At 40.9% G+C, this 15,690-nt stretch carries 13 protein-coding genes and 1 pseudogene; 5 read left to right on the forward strand and 9 right to left on the reverse strand.

The window, feature by feature from the left end; all coding sequences use genetic code 11:
- Together WA1_RS48370 and WA1_RS48375 are read right to left on the reverse strand one after the other, a co-directional pair.
- A partial coding sequence (locus tag WA1_RS48370) for an Rpn family recombination-promoting nuclease/putative transposase (RefSeq protein ID WP_272819389.1) occupies positions 1–764 on the reverse strand: 764 nt, incomplete at its 3' end.
- 203 nt (positions 765–967) lie between these two features.
- Positions 968–1,324, reverse strand: a complete 357-nt coding sequence (locus WA1_RS48375) for a hypothetical protein (protein WP_017742411.1) — start codon at positions 1,322–1,324, stop codon at positions 968–970.
- A 390-nt stretch (positions 1,325–1,714) separates the two neighbouring features.
- Between WA1_RS48375 and WA1_RS48380 the strand changes: the two genes are divergently transcribed.
- Together WA1_RS48380 and WA1_RS48385 are read left to right on the forward strand one after the other, a co-directional pair.
- Positions 1,715–2,566, forward strand: a complete 852-nt coding sequence (locus WA1_RS48380) for an FAD-binding domain-containing protein (protein WP_017742410.1) — start codon at positions 1,715–1,717, stop codon at positions 2,564–2,566.
- Between the two features lie 555 nt (positions 2,567–3,121).
- On the forward strand, positions 3,122–4,060 hold the full coding sequence (locus tag WA1_RS48385) for a hypothetical protein (protein WP_148662911.1): 939 nt from the start codon (positions 3,122–3,124) through the stop codon (positions 4,058–4,060).
- Here the strand turns inward: WA1_RS48385 and WA1_RS62040 are convergent.
- From WA1_RS62040 to WA1_RS48400, 4 genes and pseudogenes are all read right to left on the reverse strand, one after another.
- A pseudogene (locus tag WA1_RS62040) lies at positions 4,055–4,150 on the reverse strand (hypothetical protein); the annotation flags it as partial. The gene WA1_RS48385 and the pseudogene WA1_RS62040 overlap by 6 nt on opposite strands.
- Before the next feature lie 136 nt (positions 4,151–4,286).
- Positions 4,287–5,015 carry a class I SAM-dependent methyltransferase gene (locus WA1_RS48390; RefSeq protein ID WP_017742408.1) on the reverse strand — a complete coding sequence of 243 codons (729 nt, stop codon included), beginning with the start codon at positions 5,013–5,015 and terminating at the stop codon, positions 4,287–4,289.
- A 99-nt stretch (positions 5,016–5,114) separates the two neighbouring features.
- On the reverse strand, positions 5,115–7,310 hold the full coding sequence (locus WA1_RS48395; protein WP_017742407.1) for an NB-ARC domain-containing protein: 2,196 nt from the start codon (positions 7,308–7,310) through the stop codon (positions 5,115–5,117).
- Positions 7,311–7,444: 134 nt separating this feature from the next.
- Positions 7,445–7,918 carry a hypothetical protein gene (locus WA1_RS48400; RefSeq protein ID WP_017742406.1) on the reverse strand — a complete coding sequence of 158 codons (474 nt, stop codon included), beginning with the start codon at positions 7,916–7,918 and terminating at the stop codon, positions 7,445–7,447.
- 272 nt (positions 7,919–8,190) lie between these two features.
- On the opposite strand from WA1_RS48400, the gene WA1_RS48405 reads away from it, so the two are divergent.
- Positions 8,191–8,607, forward strand: a complete 417-nt coding sequence (locus WA1_RS48405) for a hypothetical protein (RefSeq protein WP_017742405.1) — start codon at positions 8,191–8,193, stop codon at positions 8,605–8,607.
- A 17-nt stretch (positions 8,608–8,624) separates the two neighbouring features.
- On the opposite strand, the gene WA1_RS48410 is transcribed toward WA1_RS48405, so the two are convergent.
- The gene (locus WA1_RS48410; RefSeq protein ID WP_026134544.1) at positions 8,625–9,167 is read right to left on the reverse strand and encodes a PadR family transcriptional regulator; all 543 of its coding nucleotides are present in this window, start codon (positions 9,165–9,167) and stop codon (positions 8,625–8,627) included.
- Between the two features lie 190 nt (positions 9,168–9,357).
- On the opposite strand from WA1_RS48410, the gene WA1_RS48415 reads away from it, so the two are divergent.
- Positions 9,358–10,698: an efflux RND transporter periplasmic adaptor subunit gene (locus WA1_RS48415; RefSeq protein WP_017742403.1), complete on the forward strand. Its 1,341-nt coding sequence runs from the start codon at positions 9,358–9,360 to the stop codon at positions 10,696–10,698.
- A 117-nt stretch (positions 10,699–10,815) separates the two neighbouring features.
- Positions 10,816–13,959 (forward strand): efflux RND transporter permease subunit, encoded by a 3,144-nt coding sequence (locus WA1_RS48420; RefSeq protein ID WP_066613322.1) that lies wholly within the window; start codon positions 10,816–10,818, stop codon positions 13,957–13,959.
- 267 nt (positions 13,960–14,226) lie between these two features.
- On the opposite strand, the gene WA1_RS48425 is transcribed toward WA1_RS48420, so the two are convergent.
- Positions 14,227–14,442 (reverse strand): Blp family class II bacteriocin, encoded by a 216-nt coding sequence (locus tag WA1_RS48425; protein WP_017742400.1) that lies wholly within the window; start codon positions 14,440–14,442, stop codon positions 14,227–14,229.
- A gap of 878 nt (positions 14,443–15,320) precedes the next feature.
- Positions 15,321–15,620: a hypothetical protein gene (locus WA1_RS48430; RefSeq protein ID WP_017742399.1), complete on the reverse strand. Its 300-nt coding sequence runs from the start codon at positions 15,618–15,620 to the stop codon at positions 15,321–15,323.
- Between the last annotated feature and the right edge of the window lie 70 nt (positions 15,621–15,690).

Consider the following 15,690-nt stretch of genomic DNA (forward strand, 5'->3'; position numbering starts at 1 on the left):
TGAAGTTGTCGCACAATTAACTGTAGTGCTTCTTCCTGCTTAACTTCCTCTTTAACTTCTTCGCGAACTTCCTCTTTAACTTCTTCGCGAACTTCCTCTTTAACTTCTTCGCGAACTTCCTCGTAGTACCTTGTCTTCTTGATGTCAAAATCACTAAGTCTGAACATTTTAGCTAACTCCTGACGGTTAATACGTGGCAGTTTGTACAGTACAATTGTTTCTATCAAGTCTAACACTTGCTGTTGTGCTTGTTTGGGGAGTTCCGCACGCGCTTTATCCACCAAAGTTTGTGCTGCTTGTGGAGTACGTTTTCTTGTCTCCACTACTAACTTCATTATCCCAATTCCCAATGATTGCTCAGCTATATCCCCTAGCTCGTTTAAGTACAAACACGTGACTTGTTCGCTTCCTAATAAAGTCACGAATGGATCTACTTCCTTTGGTTCTATGCTGCGTCTGGCAAAGATCGCAACAGCTCGCCACTTTTTAGTAGGTGCATAAAGGCGTATGTAGAGAAAAATTTCCGAAAATAACCGGGCGTATAGTGCGGGATCTTTTTGGAATTGAACTTCAACAAAGAAAATCGGTTTTTCCTTTAAATCAGGAGTAGGAAGAAAGATTCCATCTATCCGAAAAGCTGTTTGTTTTAATTCCACGGAAGCAAAATCATAGGCGTTGGCTTCCGTTTCTTGCTGGGCAATAAGTTCAAAAAAAGCTTCTGGAAATGTTTGAAAGAGACGATAAAAAATTGAGTCAGTTTTCATGTAAGTTTAAATAGACATTCCTATTATTTTAAGTATATATGTCTGATTTTTTATGTCAAAACTATAATTTATTTGTGAAGTTAAATGATATAGTTTCCTAGAGAAGCGTAAAAGACGATTCAAGAAGATCTAAAGTCATGTACTTCTTGATAGAACGTTCGAGAAGTTTATTTTAGGAGTTAACAAAAATGAGTTCCTTAAATCTATCGTCCGGCGATGCACAAGAAATAGTAGGACTTCAATGGTTTTTGATTGTAGTAAACTGTGAGTCGATACTTTGACTTTTCAATCAAAATAGAGGTTTTCTCTTTAACATTTGCACTATTAATAAGTTGTGAAAGAGGTTTGTTGTAGTTCAATAATTCTTTGCCTGTAGGAGGAATGTGTAAGACTTGTTGTGACGGACACCCTGTTAGACAAACTACCTCTGGAATTGCCGTCAAGGGAACCATCAATCCCTGACGAGCTAAAAGAAAATATAGTGTGGAAAAACTGGCTCCCAACAAAGCCGTTCCAAGAATATTCCTTTGATGATTTTTGTAAAAACTTTTCCAACTCACAGTATTTAATAAAATAGAAGTCTTTATGTGCTAGTTTAGTTTGGAAAATTTTTAATCTGCAAGGAAATTTGTTTGAAAAGTTTTTAGAAATGCTTCTGGTTTACTAAGGCGCTATTCTACAAAGGCTTTTGAATCCGAGCGCACTTAAAGGCAATGGCTCTGCCAATGCCACGTGAACCTCCTGTAATCAATACGTATTTATCGATTTAATTATTTTTATTTAGATAGTGAAATACGAGGAGCGCTCATAAATGTCCTCGATATTGAAATAGTGTCACACCAATGCGATCGCTTGTCGCGATCGGTCATAATAATGACTGAGGCTGCGGAGGCAAATTTGCTAGCGCCATTGAACTACCTGGCTTTTATAACCTGCAATTCTAGTGAAACATGACTAATGATATGCGACGCGAGTTTACTAACCGCGATGAACTTGTAGCTTACCTCCGCGAACAATTTCCTGAAGCCGCACAACGGGATGACAATGTCAGCGAAACCGTAGGCGGACGCAAAGCCGCAAATAAAGCATTGCAAAAAGTAGATCCAGCACGCTACGGAAAAACACGTAACTTTTTTACTGGTGCTGTCACTCGGCTTTCTCCCTATCTTCGCTATGGCGTACTTAGTTTACGCGAAGTTAAGGAATACGCCCTGGAAAAAGTTAAAAACCAAGATGATGCTACAAAATTGGTTAATGAATTAGGTTGGCGCGATTACTGGCAAAGACTGTATGCCAAACTAGGTGATGGGATTTGGAAAGACCAAGAAGAATATAAAACTGGTTACACTGTCGCTGAATATGCGCCCGAATTACCCAATGACATTAAACAAGGAACCACAGGGCGAGTTTGTGTAGACAGCTTTAGCCGGGAGTTGCGGGTGACTGGTTACTTGCACAACCATGCACGTATGTGGATTGCAGCATATATAGTGCATTGGCGGCGCATCCGTTGGCAAGCAGGCGCAAAGTGGTTTCTCGAACACCTTCTGGATGGCGATCCAGCCAGTAATAATATGTCATGGCAATGGGTAGCTAGCACATTTAGCCACAAACCCTATTTTTTCAACCGCGAAAACCTGGAACGCTATACCGAAGGCGTTTACTGTCGGCAATGTCCACTATACGATCATTGTGATTTTGAAGGAACTTATGAAGCCATAGAAGCAAAACTTTTTCCCAAAGGAGAATTCACCAAACAACCCAACAGTCAAAGCTGGCAAAAAGGGAAAAAGCGACGGTAAGCTTCTTTGCGCCTTAATCTGAAAAGAGTTTATAGCTTCATAGCCATAATATAACCGGAAATATTCAATTTCAGTGTGTTTTACTTAATAAAGCGTAGATTGATTAAGAGATCGCAGTCAAAATGCAGCTAATGCTAGACAAGCTAGAAGGTAAACAGCGAAAAAAATTATAAGAAGTACTTATGAGTGCATTTTCGTCCTTTACAAAACTGGAGCAGATAATTAGATAGAACCTATTCTGTCTTTATCCTAGCACTTTTGTCGCCCCGTCAGGTTAGCAACAGCAACTGCCGACCGCATCTTTTAAAGATTATCATTATATTTAACGGAGTCGGTTATTAGCACACCATTCATTAAATCGTCATATCATCATAGAGTCATTTTTAGTTTATTTACCTGCACTTACTTAATTTAACCTCAAAATTAATTATTTATTGTTGGGTAATAAATTATTTGTTGTCTGAACACGCTAGTTTTGCTCTGTCGCGAAACCTACTAATCCATAGTATATTTAAAGACTAGCCCATCCCACCCACCTGATTAAAAAAACAATTCATGAAAATGTTTTCATTGATTTGGCGTTTGATAATACGTTATTTAAATTTACGTAATGACCTTGTTTTAGATCAACGCTCTAGTAAAGACTTTCAAAATCTGGTTGTTCACGCTCAGTTCTATCAGTCTGCGGGGTTTAAAATCACAGTAAATGTGGATGAACAACCTGAAACATTTATGGATATGTTTCGTAATCGAACCCCAATAAAGCCAAAGTTATTTCAAGAAATGCTCTTCCAACCCAATGGTTTTAAACTGGCAAACCTTGGAGTTTCAATAGCTCTTGAAGTTGTTTCTCCTACTGGAGAAGTGTATGCAGCATTTACTCGACGGGGTGTAAGTGGAGAGACTCTTGCTCTGATCTCTGGGTATTGGGACGCACACCGTGACAAGAAGCCATCTTTATGTGCTGTGCGTGAGCTTCTCGAAGAATTTTTGGTCTGTGATGAATCTGAGAGTGAGAAGAAGTTCCTTATTCCACAAGGTTTTGACTTTCCGTACAAAGCTAACTGGGAATACTCAGAACGTTGGACTCTTTCTGCGAATGTTGAAGCTCTCAATTGGGTGCAAAGTGCGAAAGGAATGGTCATTGGGGATAATAGCTGTCGGATTTACTTTGATTCGACAACATCATCCGGGCAGTTAGTCTTCGGGTATAGAGCAATTTTGCGTGACTGGAAAGATTTATCCCTGCTTCACGCGGAAGATGAGCCAAAAGGAAAGATTCTAATTACCTACTTGCACGACCCCATTGTGCTTTTCCGTCTCGATAAAAGTAAGAGACACCTTGTTGGAGAACCACTCACGTTGCTTAACGGTAAACTGCTACGAGTGGAACTACCAAAAAATTCCTACTTTCACCAGTCAATGGTGGGAGTAGATTCTTATGCAATAGTCCACACTCATAGAATTAATTTACACGAGGTTGTAAAATCATAGAGAAATGAGCCCATATATATCAAAATCGCACTTGTCAGGCGGATAGCCATATTTCCGCAGCAGGCGCTTGACCAACCTTCGCAGATTCGCCTTAACGTTCCCCCCCTGTGGTAATTTTGGCTAATTAAAAGCGAATTAGGGCTAGAGCACTTAATAAGAAACAACAGATGAAAAGCATATACAGCAATACTTTCAGGCTTACTTTGCCCCTGTCAACTCTACCCCTTCATTTGAGACCACGAATGTAAAGAATAAGGCTGGTTTGCAGACCTGTATAATGATGAAGCCAGTAAAGTGGCCACAATTTTCCTTCACGAGATGAGCGGTGTAAATACTCTGTCACCCCAGCCCAATGAGCAGGCTTTCCATAATCATGCCAAAGGATAATAGCTTTCTCATTGGCAACCGACAGAGCAAGCTTAGTATCATTTTCAACATACACAAATGAGTGTGAGCCGTCAATAAAAATTAGGTCAAATGTGTCGCTGAAGTTGTTGGCACTAAGGTTCGCTGTATCTGCCTTAAGTTGTATAATTCGATTGGCTGTTGGACGACCTTCAAATAGAAGTGACGACTCACCTGCTGGAAAATAACGTCCATTCCATGCATCAGAGTTGAGACGAGGGCGTTGACCATCTGGAAGGTTAATAGTAAATAACTTTGCCTCATCATTTAATTGAAGAGCTAAGTTATGGGATGTCCAACCGTGAAAAGTTCCAATTTCAAGAACTCGCTGAGGTTCGAGCCAGCGTGTAAGGACTGCAAGTATTGTCAATTCTAGATGTGAAATACCGCCGTTTTCAATCATAGCACCTACTTCAAGCGATACAAACTGGCGATCTAAATTGGGAAATAGCTTAAATAGGTGTTCGTATCCAATTTCATACGGCCCAGCAAATTCGGAGTTACGCGGATCTATATCCAGAGGATCTAAAAGTGTTGAGGGATATTTCATTGTATTCCTAGTAATTACAGTTTCATTTGATGCATACTTCGACAAGTCAACAAGATATTGAGTCAAAAGACATCATAATATCCCACTTCAGCAGTTTATTTAAGCATACAAGCTTTCCAGGAAGTTATAAAATTTTCGTAGCTGATCTATTGCAACTTGTCTTGCCCAAGGATAGCTAAGACGATATTTTTCTTCAAGCTCATCTAGGTCTGCAATCAGTCTATTTTCTGCTTCTCCCCAACTTATCAGTGAGTTACCCAAACTTTGATCTCTGACAAGCTCAAACTTCGTCTCTAAATTAGCCATCCAAAGATAATATTTGATAATTCTCTCTTCTGGCTTTAACAAGTTTTGAGCAGCTTTCCATAACTGGCCAGTTACCTCGACTAATCTCTCAGCTTCTTGTATAAACTCTCGGTCATTTTTGCCTTTTTTAGCCTGATACAGATATCCCCATAATCTAATATCAGCAATTCCTCTGTACTGATGAGCGGTATCTCCAATAGCTTGAGCAGAGCTAGTAAACTTTTCCAGGGTAACATCATGTTTTTGAAAAGAAGATGAATCCCATTCAGATAACCATTGAGGCACGTAAGGAGCATTTACTAAAAGAGCTTTTAAATTATTTTCATACTCATCAGGTTGAGATAATCGGAAATTTACAAGCCTGAAGACAGCAGCTTTAGCATAAGACTCAATTCCTTTGCTGTACAATTCTTGAAACTTCTCAGGGTTAAGATTTTGAATATCTTTAAAAAGTAAAAATCCATATTGATTGCCTCTATGCCCCCAATAATGCGCTGCTCTTAAAATATAGGGAGCAACCACGTTAGAAGGAGGATTTGACAACTGTTTCAATTCATCAGGTAATAATTCATCTATAGCTGCTTCTAAATCTTTAGGAGTAAATATTTTTCCATCAATTTCAATTTTGTGTTTTTCTACTATAAGATTGTGAGCATGATCCAAGCAAAAAAGTTGATACCAAAGCCATGCCTCATGCTTACCTTCAAAGTTGATAGAATTTCTACTCTTAACATATTCTCTGGTCATCAAAAAACTTTGAACAGCATTTCTTGTGCCTTCTTCTCGACGATCCGCATAATAGCTGTGACCGATCATCTTATTTAGAATTATATGTCCCTCAACATCTTTTTCAGACAATACACTCCGAATATTTTTAATTCGTTCAAGACCATTATCTAAATAGCCAGTGTCGTAAATATACTGCTGAAAAACGAAGTTATCGAATAAAACACCCCAAATATTTAGAAACTCTTGATCTTCTTTCAGCTTTTTAAGAAAAAATTCTTGAATCAATGGATGAATAGGATTGCTATCTTCTTCGTGAATTAAGTGCAAGTCCTTAAGATTAATTTTGGCTATACCACGTTGTTCATCTAAAGGCTTAACTGCTTTTTCTACTAGAGACCAGGTATATGCAGGAGCATCAAACAGACTTAGAATTGCCCCCAGTTGCTTTCCCGATTGTCTTAGTTGACTCCAATTCAAGTCAAAAACAGCATAAACACTTTCATATAATCGCCGTTCTCCTTCCATAAGATCGGCTGTAGTTTTGCCATTACCAATAGGGATTGCAGTCTCATGCATAGCAGCCTGATCTAAACCTTTTTTCTTGAGTTGCTTAAGCAACTCCAACAAAGTGTCTTCTTTGAACTCTCGAAGATAGCGACCAACAAGATTCAAACCTAAAGGCAGATTACCTACCCATTCACAAAGCTTTTTGGCCTCATTCCGTTCATTAATAAGTCGCTCTCTACCAATATATGCTTCCAAAAGATTTAGTGCATCTTCTTCTCGTAAAACTTCAAGTACCAAAGAAGCAATATTGAGAGGCTCCAATCTTAGACGTGTTGTAATGATTACTTTGAGTTTGGGATCATAAGGAGGTAGAAAATCTTTAACTTGGTCATACGCTGCAACATCATCAAAAATTACCAGTTTTTCTTCTGGAAATGCTTGTGACCAAAGATTCCAACAAGCTTCAACTTTTTTAGCCAAATCAATTTCTTTACCTGAAGATTGTTTATCTGGTGGAATAAATTCTAGGTGAATATTTGCAAAGTCTAAAATTTCATCAGCGACATCTTTTCCTCTGACATCGATCCAACAAATCCCACCAGGATATTGATTACTCTTTCTTGCTGCAATTGCATATTGCAGAGCTAGCTCGGTTTTCCCAATACCTCCCATTCCTTTAATAGCTGTAATAGCAAGCCTAGTTTCTTTAGTTAGCTGAGTCTCTAGGCTTCTTAGAGCTTCCTCACGCCCCACGAAATACCTGTTAGCATTACGCTTTAACTGATTAGGTATTACCGTAGGTCTTTTAGCTAGGATGATTGTATCTGCAATCTGGATACGAATATCTCTAGCGTAAACTTGACTGAGATGAACAACAGATTGCGAATCTATTGCTCTTTTTTTTTAGAGTCTTCATTACTGGTGCCAGTTTTAATACCTTCTATTACAAAACCTTCGCGAACCTCAGTGTCACCGATACTTATTGCATAGTTTCCAGATGTTTGAATATCCCTGAATGTGGCAGTTGCTGCTGTAAAACGTTTAATGTCTATAGCGTATTTTTCAGCCTCTTCTTTTGGCATCTGGCTCAGTGCCTCTGACAGTTTTTGCGCTAATTTTATGACCTCTTCATCTTGATCTGCCTTAGTTTCTTCCAAGGTTTCAATTAGCAAATTCCGAGCAGCAGAGGATTGAGGCTTTTCTTGTAAAGCTTCAATAGATGCCTTGCTTTTATAGCGATCAACTATTATTGTTTTAATGGCTTGATAAGCATCTGAAACAGCTTTGTTAGCAACATCTTTTAGTGCTACAGCAGCCCCTCCTGCGATAGCAGCAACTATAGTAGCTGAAATTGGCTCCATATAAATCCCTTTTTACTATAATGTAAGGTCTTATACTATTATTATTCTTATACTACAATTAGTAGCATTTAAGCTAGTCGCGATGCTGTTGGCGAAATATTTTTTAATATTTCACAAACCTAGTGGGCGATCGCATGATTTATACTTTGATTCAGCAACGTCCACAATCATATCTCTCTTACCTCCGCGTTCTCTGCGCCCTCTGCGGTTCAAAAAAATAAATAAAACTAGGATAGCAATACTAACCAACCATTCGTAAATCCACACATCCCATGAATAAACCAATCATCTGGATACACGGAGACTGTCTCAACCCTCAAAACCCCGCACTTGAAGAATACCCCGACGCACCAGCCATTTGGGTTTGGGACGAAGCTCTGGTAGAAGAATGGCGACTAGGCTTAAAGCGCCTCACCTTTATCTACGAATGCTTGTTAGAATTACCTGTCGTCATTCGCCGTGGCGATGTCGCAAAAGAAGTTTTAGCATTTGCCAAAGAGCATAATACTAACAAAGTAGTCACAGCAGATAGTCCCAGTCCTCGATTTGATGCTATCTGTGATGAAATTGAACGTTCTTTGGAATTGGAAGTCTTTGAGGTAGACCCATTTTTTGACTACGACGGCTATATTGACCTCAAGCGCTTTTCTCGTTATTGGAAAGTGGCGGAACAGTATGTATTTGAGTAAACTTTAAAATTTACAAATTATTCCTTTACATTTTGCAACACTTCTATCGACTCCTCACACCAACTGTTCCACGCCTTCTCACAGCAAATGCCCATCTTTAAAACGGTGTATTGACACAACTCGCCATAAGACAGTTCTTCTGGATGTGCAAAAAGGCGCTTTTCTATATCTTTATATGCTTCTAACCGCTTCAAGTGGAGACGGCGATTTTGTTCTAACTGTTGAAGTAACACCTGAGGAGACACCAACTTACCTGCAAAAACTTTAACCATAATGTCTTCCCTAATTGGTCCAAGTTCGCACTCTTCGTCAATCCACTCCGCCAACTTTTGCTGTCCGAGTTCAGTTAGATGGTAAATTTTCTTGTCCAAAGGTTTTCCCTGGGCAATAACTTCGACACTTACCCAGCCTTGTTCTTCTAGCTTTTTCAGTTCTCGATATATCTGTTGGTGAGTCGCTTGCCAAAAATAACCAACACTACCTTCAAATTCCTTTGCAATTTCATAGCCACTGTAGGCTTTTTTCGCCAACAAAGACATAACAGCGTGTGCTAGCGCCACGATCGCAACCTCTTGACACGAACAATGTATTGAATATACATTAGCAGAAACAGAGTTTATGCAATTTTTTGCATAAACTTAATTTAATTAAAAAAATTGATTTAAGAACGGCATTCCCGATCGTGGCTGTAGCCATGAGGAACGCCTGTATTGTCGTGCAATGTTGAGAATTTCTACGAGGGCAGAACTTATGAGTGATGGGTCTGTAAAGCACGATACGGTATTGCCGATGAGCAGTCATAACTTAGTGGAAGCCGTATCACCACTCAAATGGAGACGATGGATATTCATTTTGGCAGGTGCGATCGCAATAAGTCTTACAATTACAATTACAAATAAAAATAAAGACACACAACAAACTTCTCCTCTCCGTATTCTCCCAGTGAAAACTCAACGGGTAGAAGCAGTCAAGTCCTATCAAGTGTTGCAAACTTATACAGGAGAAGTGGCAGCACTACGAGCAAGTGAATTAGGTTTTGAGCGATCGGGAAGAGTTGTCAAGCTCAATGTTGATCGCGGCGATCGCGTCACAGAGGGAACTGCCCTAGCACAACTTGATACCAGTAATCTAGAAACTCAATTCCAAGAATTGCTTGCCCGTAAAGCCCAAGCCGTAGCAGTTCTAGAAGAACTCAAAGCCGGACCGCGCTTAGAGAAAATAGCTGCCGCCCGCGCCCAAGTCAGACAATTAGAAGAACTCTTAAAGCTAGAAGAAATCAAACGTTCTCGGCGACAAAATTTATACACTCAAGGAGCCATTTCTAAAGAGCAGTATGACGAAGTGGCTTTCAACGCCAATGCCTTAATACAACGTCTAGCAGTTGCTCGCAGTGAATTAGATGAACTCTTAGCAGGAACCCGCAAAGAACAGATTGCAGCACAGCAAGCAGCAGTCAAACAGTTAGATGCCAGCATTGCTGAGGTAAAAGTTAACATTGCCAAGAGTACAATCAAAGCTCCTTTCTCCGGAATAATTGCCGCACGTAGGCTAGATGAAGGCACTGTTGTCAATGCAGCTCAGTCAGTAGTGCGCTTGGTAGAAAACGCTAACCCAGAAGTAGAAATTGGTATCCCCGTGCAATTAACTGCACAGATTAAACCAGGTAGTCAACAGAATGTGCAAGTTGGACAAACAATTTACCGAGGTAGAGTTTTATCAATTTTGCCAGAAGTCAATCTCACAACTCGCACTCGCACTATAGTGCTGACATTAGAGAACTCTTTAGCTCAATCAGTAGCACCCGGACAAATTGCAAGATTAGCGCTTCCACAAACCATCTCAACAACTGGATACTGGTTACCAATTGCCGCATTAGTAAAAGGGGAACGCGGTCTGTGGTCTTGTTATGCCCTAGGGACAGAAAAAAATTCACAAGACAGAACACCATCTTACCGAGTTGAACAGCGCAACGTAGAAGTATTGCACACCCAGGGAAACCGCGTTCTCGTGCGAGGAACACTCCAACATACTGACATAGTAATAGTCGATGGCACCCAGCGAATTGTACCAGGTCAGTTAGTCCAGCCTTAAAGGGGTTAGGGAGTAGGGAGTAGGGAGTAGGGAGTAGGAAAATAGTACTTCTTTCCCTACCCCCTAACCTCCATTCCCCACTCACCACTCCCCACTCACCACTCCCCACTCCCTCAAATGTTGACCCTTTTCTATCGCAACCGCCAACTACTCATCCTCACCTTGACACTCATTCTTGTCTGGGGATTATCTTCCTTCTTCTCCCTTCCTCGTCTAGAAGATCCGGAAATAACCCAAAGAGTTGCAACCGTCACAACGTTATTTCCCGGAGCCACTGCTGAGAGAGTAGAAATATTAGTCACAGAACCCATTGAGCAAGAATTATCCGAGATTGAAGAAGTAGATGTTCTCGAATCTCGGTCTGATACTGGAATTTCCATCGTTACCGTCAACCTGAAAGAAACAGTAGAAGATGTTGAGAAGGTTTGGGCAAAGATTCGGAGTCAGATTGATGACGCGATCGCGCAACTACCGCCAGGAGCATTACAGCCCAAGTACGAAGACCAAGAAGTCAAAGCCAATTCCCTCATTGCTGGCTTAGTTTGGCAAGACAATACACCTGTAAATTACGCAGTTTTACGTAGATTGTCGGAAACATTAGAAGATAGGGTGCGATCGCTTTACGGTACTGACAAAGTGGAACTCTTTGGCGATCCAGAAGAAGAAATTCGAGTCGAAATCAACCCCGCTCATTTGGCAATGTTAGGGTTAACCACTGAAGAATTATCCCGTCAAATTCAAGCGAGTGATGCCAAGGTTAGTGCAGGACAACTCCGCAGTACTACTAACGAACTCTTGTTTGAAGTTTCTGGGGAATTAGACTCTCTCGATCGCATTCGCAATATTCCCATTCGCGCCAATCGATCGGCACAAGTAACACGTTTAAGCGACATTGCTCAAGTTAGCAAAGGTATTACTGAGCCAGCAAATAGTTTAGCCTTTGTGTCTGGCAACCCCGCCATTATCATCGCAGCCACAGTTGAGTCAGGAATCCGAGTCGATACCTGGGCGGAATCAGCACGTCAAGTTCTCAAGAAATTTCAATCCGAATTACCCAATGGTATCAGTATCAAAACCGTTCTTGACCAAAGCCATTATGTCAAGAACCGTATTAGAGGGGTCATTCAAGAGTTGGTGACTGGTTCAGTGCTGGCTATGATTGTGATTTTATTTACAATGGGCTGGCGCTCCGCCGTCGTAGTTGGTGCAACTTTGCCCTTAGCAACCCTGCTTGTGTTTGGAGGGATGAAAGTTTTAGGCGTTCCCTTGCATCAGATATCGATGACGGGATTAATTATCGCTATCGGTCTGTTAATAGATAATGCTATTTGCATGGCAGATGAAGTGCAAATTCGACTGCATCAAGGAATGAGTTCGCAAGATGCGATAAGCCGGGTACGGCTTGCGCTAAGAGCGATCACAGACAGCGTGCGTCACATGGGTATTCCCTTGCTCAGTTCAACAGTCACAACAGTGTTAGCTTTTTTACCCATTGCTCTAGCCCCTGGTGGTGTAGGGGAATTCACTGGCACTATTGGAATTAGCGGAATTCTTGGACTTGTTAGTTCACTGTTGATTTCACTGGCTATTCTTCCTGCTTTGTCAGGTTTACTTCACACCAGGAAGCAAAACTCTCGAATTCCAACTTGGCTGGAACAAGGTTTCTCCCATCCCAGTTTGACCCGAGTTTACCGTTGGACGTTACAGAAAACATTTAGCCGACCTATGCTTGCAGTCAGTTTGGCTCTCCTAATGCCAGTGACTGGGTTTACCCTCAGTTTGGATCTAAAACAGCAATTTTTTCCTCCTGCAGGTCGAAACCAATTCTACATTGATTTTGAATTGCCAAGCCAAGCTGCTTTAAGCCAGACACAAGCCCAAGTTCTGCAAGCACGGAATTTAATTCTCAAGCATCCTGATATTGTGGATGTCCACTGGTTGGTAGGGGAAAGTGCGCCAACTTTCTATTACAACGTTGTTGGTAAAAGGGAAAATGCAGCAAATTACGCTCAAGGACTAGTGCAATTGCGACCAAATGTTTTACCGAGTCGCATGATTCAAAGTTTACAGGATGAGCTTGACAAAGCATTTCCCAGCGCTCAAGTCCTCGTGCGGCAAATTGAGCAAGGACCCCCATTTGATGCACCAGTTGAAGTTCGCGTGTACGGACCTGACTTAGAAAAGCTCCGAGAATTTGGTAATCAAATTCGTGCAGAACTATCGCTAATTCAAGATGTACTTCACACCCGTGCTAGTTTGACAGAAGCACAACCAAAACTGGCAATAAAAGTCGATGAAGAACAAGCACGAGTCGTGGGACTCGATCGCAGTGCTATCGCCCGTCAACTCGACACGACCCTTGAAGGTACAACTGGAGGTTCTGTATTAGAATCAACGGAAGAACTGCCCGTGCGTGTACGTATATCTGACTCTAATCGTAGCGATCTAGACCGAATCGCTACTCTTGACTTACTACCCAACCAAGCTTCAAATTCGGAAAACAATCAAACCATTCCCCTCGCATCTGTTGGTGAAGTACAACTAGTTCCAGATTTAGCAGTAATTCCTCGTCGCGACAGAAGACGAGTCAATATTATTCAAGGATTTATCACTGCGGGAGCACTTCCTGCGGTTGTTCTCTCTGAATTTCAACAACGCATACAATTAAAAAAATTGCAACTTCCTCCAGGCTATACTTTAGAATTTGGTGGAGAAGCTGAAGAGCGCGGTACTGCAATTGCCAATTTGTTATCTACAGTTGGAGTCTTAGGGGTGCTGATGACAGCAACACTAGTACTGACTTTTAACTCATTTGCTTTGGCTGGATGCATCGGTATCATCGCTTTACTTTCAGTGGGACTGGGATTGCTGGCTTTATGGATATCTGGCTACCCTTTTGGTTTCACAGCAATTCTCGGTACCATTGGGCTGATAGGAATTGCAGTCAATGAAGCAACTGTTGTTCTGGCAGCTTTGCAGGCAGATCCACGTGCTAGGTTGGGCGATCGTTCAGCCGTACAAGAAGTTGTTGTGTCCCCCCCCCGCCATATGATTGCCACAACTATTACCGATACTGCTGGCTTTACACCGCTTTTGTTCGATCCAACAGGTTTCTGGAATCCACTGGCAATTATTATTGCTGGTGGTTTGGGAGGCGTGTGTTTGCTGTCACTCTACTTTGTGCCTTCGGTATACCTGCTACTTACACGCAGGAAGAAATCTGTTCCTAATTCTGCTTCAAAGCCTATACTGCTACACTGAGGATTTGAGTGTTTACTCAAAAAAATAAACTTGGAACAATGTCCCAAGCTTTCGTTTAGTTCAAGGAGTGCGTGGTTTGCAGAAAAGAGGAACTGCAGTTTCCTCTTCAAGTACAAACAAAATTACAGAGTTCTTCACAAAACCGTCCTCAACTTTTGGGAAGATTTCCCAAAATCCAGTTTTCATTTTTTGTGCTTATTAATACAATAGACACAATGAGAATTTTACTACTGAAAAAACTTGGGACAACGTCTCAAGTTTTTTCAGTTATACTGCTGGTCCCCCAAGGAATCCACCTAGGAGTCCGCTTAGTAGTGGGCCAACGATTGGTATTATGTCAAAGGGTCCGCCTCCTGCAGCGCCTGGTTCGGTTGGGCCTAATAATCCGCCTACTAATCCACCTACTACAGACGTTAAATCTTCATTGCTAAGTTCTTCAACTTGGTTGACGGATTGTAATTCAGTGATTTTGATGATAGCCATGATTTTCCCTTGTTGTTACAACAATAATTCTTTTCAGAATATCTACTTAGATTATTCCGCAAAAAAGGTTACCAACAGACAACTTGAGGGATTTTAGTTCGACGTAAGTGTAACTATTTTGTCCTAGAGAAGGATTGCGGTTTCTCCAGAAATGTGATATTTAGAACGACGGTACAGTATTCAAAAATGAGGCAAAAAACCCGGTTTCTCTCTCCTGCAAAGCTCGATCTCTCGTAGGCTCAACCTAAAGAAACCGGGTTTTTGGTATTACTGTACCGATGCTCTAGAGGCTATTTGCAAGTGAGAGGATGGTAGTTATATGTTGTTCATCAAACGAAATGCCAATTTACAAAAACGAATTGAAGCAATTGTTAATTGAAACTGCGATCGCTCCCAACTAAAAAATTATACGCCGATTTTTTTGAAGATAAGCTATTCAAAGATGTGTTATCAGTGCTTAAACACATTGAACTTGTCAGGCTTTGATAGTGACGAAGAGCAACAATTGTAGCGACAATTACGCATACAGTACTAAGGTATAAAAGTTTCATAATGAATGCCTTGTAAAAGGTAAGGTGAAAAGTTCTTCAAATGCACAAAACTAAGCCTTATATTTTCAAATTTAAGTTTAATTTTGTGACCCTCATCTAATATCAAACATCATTTTGTTTACCAAAATAAGGAAGAAGGAAGAGGAAAGAGGGAAGAAGGTTGGGATTTTCGTTTATATCTCAAAGTCTAACTCTCTTTCTTCTGACAAATGGGTCAAAAGCCCCTCAATTTATTGATGGATTCATAAAGGTTTTTCACTCTGAAAATCCCCTCAATTTATTGATGGGGATACAACGCACGGTCTTCCTTCTTTCTCCTTACGAGCGTTAAGTATTGTTTGATAGGGCAAAAACAATAGTCCCAAGGCTAACTGCTACAGAGGTTTGTTGATATATAAGTTTCATCTTTACGATACCTCGGTTATTTTTTTGCATCTGGGAGCTATTCAGAGCCTTGGGCTTGTCTTTCACACGCCCAGTAACTACCGCTTGATGCAATCTCATCAATGCAGCAACGTCTTCTGGCTCATATCCAGTTTCTAGCAGCTTTTGCAACCACTCAACGGTATCAATACTCAAATATCCAGTAGTTATTGCTTTTCGTACTATCTCACTAATTAAAGCCATATTCTCAATTAATATTGAATTTCTAGAGATTTCTTGTTACATCAAGCAGTGCGTACTGCAAAAGCCATGT

Origin of the sequence: Scytonema hofmannii PCC 7110 (assembly GCF_000346485.2) — a bacterium.
Lineage (GTDB): Bacteria > Cyanobacteriota > Cyanobacteriia > Cyanobacteriales > Nostocaceae > Scytonema > Scytonema hofmannii.